This is a genomic window from uncultured Faecalicoccus sp. (assembly GCF_944327125.1).
In the GTDB taxonomy this organism is placed as follows: Bacteria; Bacillota_I; Bacilli_A; order Erysipelotrichales; family Erysipelotrichaceae; genus Faecalicoccus.
On the sequence record NZ_CALVGO010000014.1, the window covers coordinates 20,981 to 29,394 of the forward strand.

The window sequence follows — 8,414 nt, forward strand, 5'->3', positions numbered from 1 at the left end:
TTTGGAAAATTTAGAAATCATCTTAAAGGCAATCAGCGAAAAAAAAGGCTTTAATATCAAAGATTATGACACAAGAAGTCTTACTCCTTTTGTGGATCATATGATCGTTGCTTCGACCAACAATGTACGCCAAAGCAATTCGATCTGTCAGAACATCAAAGACCGGCTTAGAGAACAAAAAGCGGATTTTGATTTTCGTGTGGAAGGAGACGCTTCTTCCCGCTGGCTATTGATCGATTTAAAAGATATCGTAGTGCATCTCTTTGTGAAAGAGGAAAGAGAGGTGTATCAGCTGGATCGGCTGTATAGTGATGTTCCAGTTGTGACATATGATCTATGATACACTGGCATCGTATTATGATGCCCTGGTAAAAGACGATCAGGCCACCCAAGCCTGGGTGGAATGGATCGAAGAATTCACTGAACCCTGTTCTATGTTGGAACTGGCTTGTGGCAGCGGCGAAATCACCCATGCCTTAGCTCAGGACGGGTTTTCAATGAATGCTTTGGATCTGAGCAGCGAAATGATCGAACAGGCCAGAAAAAAAGATCGTTCCGTTTCGTTCTATTGCGGTGATATGAGAGATCTGTCTCAATTTCAGACATATGATGCGGTTGCCTGCCTGTGCGACAGCTTCAATTACCTTTTAGATAAAGCCGAAGTTCGTTTATTTTTTAAGGAAGTCTTTGATCATTTGAATCCGCATGGACTCTTCTTTTTTGATACCCATTCACTGGACCGCATTGAAGAGTTTAAAAATGAATACAATGAAACCGGACGTATAGACAATATCGATTATCAATGGTCCATCACCAGCGAAGAAGACATCATTTATCAGGATTTTGCCTTCTATCAAGCCAATGGGATGGTGATCCAGGAACATCATATGCAGCGTGTCTATGATCCTGCCTGGCTGGAAGAAGTTTTATCTGAATTTTTTGATATTTTGTCTGTACGTACCGACTTTGATAAAAAAGGAATCGATTCAGGAGAAAAATATTTTTATGTATGTAAAAAGAAGTAATCGCATCGGTATTGTGGCGGCGATGGATGTGGAAGTCGAAGCCATCAAATCTTTATGCTCGATTGAAAACGAAAAGAAAATCGGTCCTGTGTCTTTCTATTATGGGACACTCGATGAAAAAGAGATCGTAATTTGTAAAAGCGGAGTCGGCAAGGGATGCTGCGCTATGGCGACAACGATTCTCTGTCTCGATCATGATCTGGATGCCCTTATGAACATAGGTACCGCCGGGGGATTAAAAGACGATCAAAATGTATTGGATATTGTGATCTCGGATAAAGTGGTGCAGGCAGATTTTGATACCAGCCCTCTGGATGGCGAAGAAGGCATGGGTCTTACCTTTACGGCAGAGAACGATCTGATTGCTGCCGTTCAAGAAGCAGCATCAGAAAATCGGATCCCTTTTCATACAGGTACGGTCGCATCACAAGATCTGTTTATGTCCAGAAGGGAAGATTTTCAGAAATTGATGGAGAGATTTCCCGATTCAGTTTGTTCTGAAATGGAAGCCGGAGCTTTGGCTCAGATCGCAGATGCCTTCCAGGTGCCTTTTGTGGTCATTCGTTGTCTGAGCGATGTCGCGGTCCATGATGAAAATCCTATGGAGTTTACCGAATATGTAGCTCATGCCAGTCAACAGTCGGCCCAACTTGTCTATACAGTTTTGAAGAATTTATAGTGAACTGTCATTTTGACAGTTTTTTATTGTCATGGAATCTTCTATCGTATAAGATAAAATCATGAAAAAGTGGATCTATAGAATCTTGATGATTGTCTGTCTGGGCGTTTTTGGGTTCAGTGCGTACCAGCTTTGGACGATATTTAATACACAGAATACGGTTAAAGAAGAAACCAAAGAACTGGAAAAGCTGGTGGTTTCTGAAGAAAAGAATATTCTGGATCCCGATTGGGATTCTCTTTTGGCTCAGAGTCCGGATATTGTGGGATGGATCTATGTTCCAGGATGTGATATTTCCTATCCGGTGGTACAGTCTTCAGACAATGATTATTATTTAGATCATACGATCAATGGGGAATATAATCGCATGGGATCGATTTTTTTGAATGCGGATTCCGCAAAAGATTTTTCTCAGGATAATTCGATCCTTTATGGGCACTCCGTGGATATCGGAGGCATGTTCACCAATCTTTCCTATTTTGAAGACGCTTCTTTTTTCGAAGAGCATCCTTATTTTTATCTTTTGACTCCTGGACAGAATTACCGCTGTTCGATTGTGCTTTTTTCAAAGACGGCGGATGGATCGGTGTACTATACGACTTCGTTTGGCAGTTATCGTGAACAAAGGATCCAGGAAATGCTTGCGAAAGCGCAATACACACGCGATATCGATTTAAGTTCAGGGAACCTGATTTCTTTATCCACTTGTGATCTGGACTATGGTTTTGACAGCGATCAGCGCCTGGTTTTGATGGGAAAACTGGAGCCGGTTGAAGAATCTATAGAGATTACGGACTAAAGTATTAAAAAATCAAAAATTTGTGTTATACTTTCATAGATATGAGAATAATTTGCGTTACAGGAGGGACAGGTGGACATATTTATCCGGCACTGGCCTTGATGGATACGTTCCGGAAACAAGATCCTTCCAGTGAGATATTATTTATTGGAAATGATGATCGTATGGAAGCCCAGCTGATTCCTGAAAGAGGCTATCCATTTGAATCTTTACATACTTCGGGTCTAGTTGGCTCTGTTTTGAATAAATTCAAAGCAATCGGTCAGCTCTTTTTTGCGTATCATAAAAGCAAGAAGATCCTTAAACGATTTAAACCCGATCTTGTGATTGGCTTTGGCGGCTATGTCAGCGCCCCTGTGATTCTTGCCGGTCATTCTTTAGGAATCTGTACAATGATCCACGAACAGAATTCCATTGTAGGAAAGGCCAACCAGCTGGTGATGAATAAAGTCGACCGTATTATTACCTGTTATGAAAAATGCGGGAAAGTTTTTCCTAAGGATAAAACGATCTTGTTGGGAAACCCAAGAGGAACGATTGCCAAAGAAGCCAGACTGGATGTAGAGTATTATGATTCTTTACATTTGGATCCGGAAAAAAAGACCATTCTGGTGATGATGGGATCCTTAGGTTCAAGCAGTGTGAACCAGCTGATGAAGGATGCCTTGAAGGGGATTGAAGAAGGGGTTCAGTTCATTTATGTCTGTGGAAAAGACAATTTAAAAGACGCATCGCTCTTTGACGGGTATCAAAATGTTCATGTGGTTGGTTATGTGGACACATTAAAGATCTATGAAAAAATTGATGGTATGATCTGCCGGGCCGGTGCTACGACACTGGCAGAGGTCACGGCCTTAGGAATTCCGGCTATTTTGATTCCCAGCCCGTATGTTGCCAACAACCATCAGTTTTATAATGCCAGCGTACTAGTGGATAAAAAAGCGGCTTTTATGATCGAGGAAAAAGATCTGAACGCACAGTCTTTACGAAAGGCAATCATGGAGTTGTTTATGGATCCTGACAAGATGAACGAAGTCTGTCAGAATGCATTGAAATTAGGAAAACCCAATGCGGCATACGATATTGTAAAAGAATGCCAGAAATGTGTTGATCAGGGGGATAGAGTATGACTTTACTGGAAAAACTTGAAGTTTATGGCAAAGTATTACAAAACGAATCAATGAAGAAACACACAACGTATCGTATCGGCGGTACGGTTGATTACTATATATATCCTAAAAATGAATTGGCTTTGATGAGGATCCTGCAGTTGTTGAAGGAAGAACAGGTTCCTTACCATGTGTTGGGAAGAGGATCGAATCTCTTATGCAGTGACAATCATTTTCATGGTGCGATCATTAATCTGGACAGAACCTTAAATGATTTCTTTTTCGAAAAAGAAGGCCTTTTACTGGCACAGGCAGGCTGTTCCATCATCAATCTGTCCATCGAAGCAATGAAAAATTCTTTAAGCGGACTTGAATTTGCGTCCGGGATCCCTGGATCTTTGGGCGGTGCTCTTTATATGAATGCCGGGGCCTACAAATCGGATATCGCATCGATATTAAAAGGGGTATACATTCTACGAGACGGTAAGATCGAATGGGTTGAGAAAGAAGATCTTGATTATGGCTATCGCCATTCTCTTTTTCAAAACCATAAAGATTGGATCATTCTTGGCGGCTGCTTTCAGTTAAAGGAAGGAAATCGAAAAGAAATCGAAGACTTGATGGCTTCCCGAAGACAGAGAAGAATGGAGTCGCAGCCATTGGATATGCCATGCGCCGGAAGTGTTTTCCGGAATCCAGAAGCTATGCCGGCATGGAAGCTGGTTGAAAGCCTTGGCTTGCGGGGACACAAGATTGGCGGCGCTCAGGTGTCATTAAAACACAGTAATTTTATTGTGAATGTGGATCAAACGGCGACTTGTCAGAATGTGCTTGATTTGATTTCCTTGATCCAGACAAAAGCCAAAGAAGTATACGACATTGATCTGATCACGGAAGTGGAGCGATTGATTTGGTAGAGAAAGAAAAGAAAAGTCGAATCGATCTGTTTAGTATACGGTCCATCTATGTCCTCAGCCTTTTGATTTTTGTCTTATCCAGCTTTTTGGTGTATTTTTTCTCTTCGGATTCAAAGGTTCAGGCGATTCAGGTGGATGGAAATTATTATTATTCGGACCAGGAGATTCTTTCAGCGGCCCATGTGACGGTGAATACCCGGTTATGGCTGACACCTGCCTTCCAGATCAAAAATAAAGTGGAAGAACTGCCGTTGATCAAAGATGTGGATATAGAGCGTAAGGATAATTCTCTCAAGATCAAAGTAAAAGAACGAAATGTGATCGGCTATTATGTGGAAAAAAATCAAAATTACGTATTGACCAGAAGCGGTAAGTCAATAAAGATCAACTCGGAGAATTTAGAGTCCATTCTTCATTTTCCTTTATTGAGCGGCTTCACCGAGAAACAAAGAAAACAGATCGCTAAAGAATTTGAAAAGGATAAAAAGGTTCTTAATAAAGAAGTGATAGAAAAAATTGCGGAGATCATTCCTTATGAATCCACTTACGATGCCAACATGCTTCAAATCACGATGCAGGATGGAAATAAGATATTTACTTCTCTGGATTCTTTATCTATGCTTGCCAATTACGCAGATATGCTCAATCAGTTAGAGGGAAAAAATGTCTGTCTGATGTTGGATAGTGCAAACTCTGCGATTGAAAAAATAAATTGCGATGCCTTGAAAAAGGAAAAAGAAAACAAAGAAGATAAAGAGGAAAAAGAAGATAAGGAAGATACCGAGGACCAAGAGATTCAGGAAACACAAGACCCAGAAGAAACCACTCCATCCCAGACGCCGGCTCAGGAGCCTGAACAGGATCCGGCAGCGGAAGACTCTCAGGATCCGACAACCGACTATTACAGTGCGGCTTCTGACTGGGTGCAGGATCAAACCTTTGGTTTGGAATACAGTGCCACTCTGGATCTGTACTATGATCCAGGTTCGGGAATCTATTATTCATGGAATGATTCCACCCTATCTTTTGATGTGGTAAATTAGCATGGTTTAGAGTATAATTAACTATACGAACAGGAGGTATTTCTTATGCCTATCAATAAGTCTACAGAATATGGACAGATTTCAATCTCGCTGGATGCGATTGCCAGTTTAGCCGGCGGCACGATCACCGAAAGCTACGGCGTTATTGGAATGACCAGTCAGAAAACGATTCGCGATGGCTGGGCAGAACTTTTGAAAAAAGAAAACTATTCCCGCGGTGTTGTCGTGACACAGAAAGAGGAAGGTCTTGTTTTGGATCTGTATATCATCGCTTTACAGGGAATCAAGCTGAGCGAAGTTGTCAACGAGGCACAAAAACGTGTTAAATATGTTTTGGAAAAAACGTTAGAAGTGAAATGCCTTGAAGTAAACATTTACGTTCAAGGTGTTCGACTGGAGAAGTAGGTGTGAAGATGGAAAGAATCAACAGTCAGTTATTGAAAGACATGTTGACCTCAGGTATGAATAATCTGGCAAATCATTCTGCCGAGATCGATGCGTTAAATGTGTTCCCTGTACCGGATGGCGATACCGGAACCAATATGAACTTGACGTTTTCAAACGGGGTCAAAGAAGCTTTAAAAGAAGATGCGGATACGGTAGGGAAAATATGCAAGACACTGTCCCGCGGTTTATTGATGGGAGCTCGAGGAAACTCTGGTGTCATCACATCACAGATTTTCAGAGGGTTCTATCAAGCGGTGGAAGATCTTGATGAGATCGATGCGATGCAGCTTGCCAACGCGCTGGTCAATGGTTCTCGCGTTGCCTATCGTGCGGTTATGCGTCCGGTCGAAGGTACGATTTTAACAGTAGTTCGTGAAGCAGCAGACTATACATATGCCTATACTGTAACGGAAGAAGTGGAAGACTGCGTTGCGGTGATGAAAAAAATGGTGGATGAAGCCAATGAATCTTTACTTAGAACGCCGGAGCTCTTACCGGTATTGGAAGAAGTTGGGGTTGTCGACAGTGGAGGAAAAGGTCTGTGTGTGATCTTGGAAGGCTTTTTATCGGCACTGAACGGAGAAGTGATCCAACCTTCTAAATCCAGTGAAAGCGTAAGCGAAGCACAAAGCCGTGTACAAGGCGGAGAAGAAGAGTTTGGATTCTGTACAGAATTCATTCTTCGCTTAAGTGAAAACGGAATCCGTAATTTCTCTGAAGAAAAATTCAAGGAGGAGTTATCCACGATCGGTAATTCCATCGTCTGTGTTCAGGATGAAGATCTGGTGAAGGTCCATGTTCACACTCTGGAGCCTAAGACGGCTATCAAAATGGGAAAACGTCAAGGCCGTTTTGTGAAGCTGAAAGTGGAAAACATGCAGGAACAGCATGATAATATACTGGAAAAAGAAGAAGAAAGCCAGTTGGAGATCAAACCGGAACATAAGAAATATGCGATCATTACTGTAGCTCCGGGTCCAGGTATTGATAAGATGTTCAAGGAACTTCGTGCCGATGTCGTTGTAGGCGGAGGCCAGACCATGAATCCAAGTACGGAAGATTTTGTCAGCGCTATCGGCCGGTTGAATGCGGATCATATTTTGATTCTTCCAAACAATTCCAATATCGTTCTGGCTGCTCAGCAAGCCAGTCAGGTGTGCGAAGATCAGGATATCCATGTTCTTCCTACAAAAACGATTCCTCAGGGATTAAGTGCCTGTGTCATGTTTAATCCTGAGGTGGATCTGGAAGAAAACCTTGAAGAGATGCAGGAAGCCATCAATCATGTGAAGTCGGGAGAGGTTACATACGCGATCAAAGACACAACGTATGAAGGCTTGGAAATCAAAAAGGATGAATATATGGGCATCCTTGGGAAAGAAATCGTTGTTTCTTGCCCTGATTGTATCAGCGCAACCAAGCAGCTCATCGATAAGATGGTTGATGAAGACAGTGAACTGGTCACTTTGATCTATGGAAAAGACGCTACGCCTGAACAAGCGCAGGCATTGGCTGATTATATCGAGGAAACCAGTGATGCCGAAGTGGAAATTCATTCTGGCGATCAGCCGGTTTATTCCTTTATACTTGGTGTAGAATAAAAAATAAGATGCCTGAGCAATCAGGCATTTTTTGAGGGGTTTTAAATTATATGATTTATTTGACAAGTGATACACATCGTGAGATCGATATTCATAAGATCAATCCCGATGAGTTTTTAGAGGGCCTTAAGATGAACAGAGACGATTATTTGATCATCTGCGGCGATTTTGGATGTATCTGGGATGGAGACAGTGGAGACCGTTTTTGGCTCAACTGGCTGGAAAGTCTGCCTTGGACGACTTTGTTCATTGATGGAAACCATGAGAACTTTGATGTTCTGAATTCCTATCCGGAAGAAGAATGGCATGGAGGAAGGGTTCACAGGATCCGAACGAATATCTTTCATTTGATGCGTGGGGAAGTCTTTACGATAAAAGATCAGACATTCTTTACTTTTGGGGGTGCTTATTCTCATGATCGTATCTACCGCAAGGAACATGAAACCTGGTGGAAAGACGAGATCCCTACAAAAAAAGAATGTGCGCACGCACTGGAAACTTTGGACAAATATCATTGGAAGGTTGATTATGTATTGACCCATGATGTCTTTCTAAGTCATCCCTTGTCTGCAAAGTATGAAACCGATATCCAGGCTTATGGAGCCCAATATCAGGATATCCACGAGTTTTTAAACCAGATTGAACAGAAGCTGGAATACACGGCCTGGTTTCATGGACACTATCATACGGACCAGCTGTATCGTACACCGCAGGGAAAACCGATTCTCTGTCTGTATGATCGAGTTGTTTCCTTAAAAGAGATCTTACCTGAACTGGGCGTAAAATAAAGCATT

At 42.0% G+C, this 8,414-nt stretch carries 10 protein-coding genes; all 10 read left to right on the top strand.

Features of this window, described 5'->3' with window-relative positions:
* Position 1: 1 nt before the first annotated feature.
* The 10 genes from rsfS to Q0K03_RS03195 all read left to right on the top strand — a co-directional run bounded on the left by rsfS (position 2) and on the right by Q0K03_RS03195 (position 8,408).
* Positions 2–340 carry a ribosome silencing factor gene (rsfS, locus tag Q0K03_RS03150; protein ID WP_297237627.1) on the top strand — a complete coding sequence of 113 codons (339 nt, stop codon included), beginning with the start codon at positions 2–4 and terminating at the stop codon, positions 338–340.
* Positions 330–1,025, top strand: a complete 696-nt coding sequence (locus Q0K03_RS03155; protein ID WP_297237629.1) for a class I SAM-dependent methyltransferase — start codon at positions 330–332, stop codon at positions 1,023–1,025. The genes rsfS and Q0K03_RS03155 overlap by 11 nt, the downstream gene beginning before the upstream one ends.
* Positions 1,006–1,704 (top strand): 5'-methylthioadenosine/adenosylhomocysteine nucleosidase, encoded by a 699-nt coding sequence (locus Q0K03_RS03160; protein WP_297237631.1) that lies wholly within the window; start codon positions 1,006–1,008, stop codon positions 1,702–1,704. The genes Q0K03_RS03155 and Q0K03_RS03160 overlap by 20 nt, the downstream gene beginning before the upstream one ends.
* Before the next feature lie 61 nt (positions 1,705–1,765).
* Complete coding sequence (gene srtB, locus Q0K03_RS03165) at positions 1,766–2,503, top strand: class B sortase (RefSeq protein WP_297237633.1); 738 nt, start codon at positions 1,766–1,768, stop codon at positions 2,501–2,503.
* A 41-nt stretch (positions 2,504–2,544) separates the two neighbouring features.
* Complete coding sequence (gene murG / locus Q0K03_RS03170; RefSeq protein ID WP_297237635.1) at positions 2,545–3,633, top strand: undecaprenyldiphospho-muramoylpentapeptide beta-N-acetylglucosaminyltransferase; 1,089 nt, start codon at positions 2,545–2,547, stop codon at positions 3,631–3,633.
* Positions 3,630–4,529, top strand: coding sequence for a UDP-N-acetylmuramate dehydrogenase (murB, locus tag Q0K03_RS03175; protein ID WP_297237638.1), 900 nt, complete (start codon positions 3,630–3,632; stop codon positions 4,527–4,529). The genes murG and murB overlap by 4 nt, the downstream gene beginning before the upstream one ends.
* A complete protein-coding gene (locus Q0K03_RS03180; protein WP_297237640.1) occupies positions 4,523–5,572 on the top strand; it encodes an FtsQ-type POTRA domain-containing protein in 1,050 nt (349 codons plus the stop codon). Before murB ends, Q0K03_RS03180 begins: the two co-directional genes overlap by 7 nt.
* Positions 5,573–5,617: 45 nt before the next feature.
* Positions 5,618–5,977, top strand: a complete 360-nt coding sequence (locus Q0K03_RS03185; protein WP_297237642.1) for an Asp23/Gls24 family envelope stress response protein — start codon at positions 5,618–5,620, stop codon at positions 5,975–5,977.
* Between the two features lie 8 nt (positions 5,978–5,985).
* Positions 5,986–7,620 (top strand): DAK2 domain-containing protein, encoded by a 1,635-nt coding sequence (locus tag Q0K03_RS03190; protein ID WP_297237647.1) that lies wholly within the window; start codon positions 5,986–5,988, stop codon positions 7,618–7,620.
* A gap of 50 nt (positions 7,621–7,670) precedes the next feature.
* A complete protein-coding gene (locus tag Q0K03_RS03195) occupies positions 7,671–8,408 on the top strand; it encodes a metallophosphoesterase (RefSeq protein WP_297237644.1) in 738 nt (245 codons plus the stop codon).
* Positions 8,409–8,414 lie beyond the last annotated feature (6 nt).

What these genes read in the sequence shown, in the direction of transcription:
- Q0K03_RS03195 (WP_297237644.1), top strand. Translation starts at nt 7,671, where the DNA reads ATGATTTATTTGACAAGTGATACACATCGTGAGATCGATATTCATAAG.
- murB (WP_297237638.1), top strand. Translation starts at nt 3,630, where the DNA reads ATGACTTTACTGGAAAAACTTGAAGTTTATGGCAAAGTATTACAAAAC.
- srtB (WP_297237633.1), top strand. Translation starts at nt 1,766, where the DNA reads ATGAAAAAGTGGATCTATAGAATCTTGATGATTGTCTGTCTGGGCGTT.
- Q0K03_RS03155 (WP_297237629.1), top strand. Translation starts at nt 330, where the DNA reads ATGATCTATGATACACTGGCATCGTATTATGATGCCCTGGTAAAAGAC.
- murG (WP_297237635.1), top strand. Translation starts at nt 2,545, where the DNA reads ATGAGAATAATTTGCGTTACAGGAGGGACAGGTGGACATATTTATCCG.
- Q0K03_RS03190 (WP_297237647.1), top strand. Translation starts at nt 5,986, where the DNA reads ATGGAAAGAATCAACAGTCAGTTATTGAAAGACATGTTGACCTCAGGT.
- Q0K03_RS03185 (WP_297237642.1), top strand. Translation starts at nt 5,618, where the DNA reads ATGCCTATCAATAAGTCTACAGAATATGGACAGATTTCAATCTCGCTG.
- Q0K03_RS03160 (WP_297237631.1), top strand. Translation starts at nt 1,006, where the DNA reads ATGTATGTAAAAAGAAGTAATCGCATCGGTATTGTGGCGGCGATGGAT.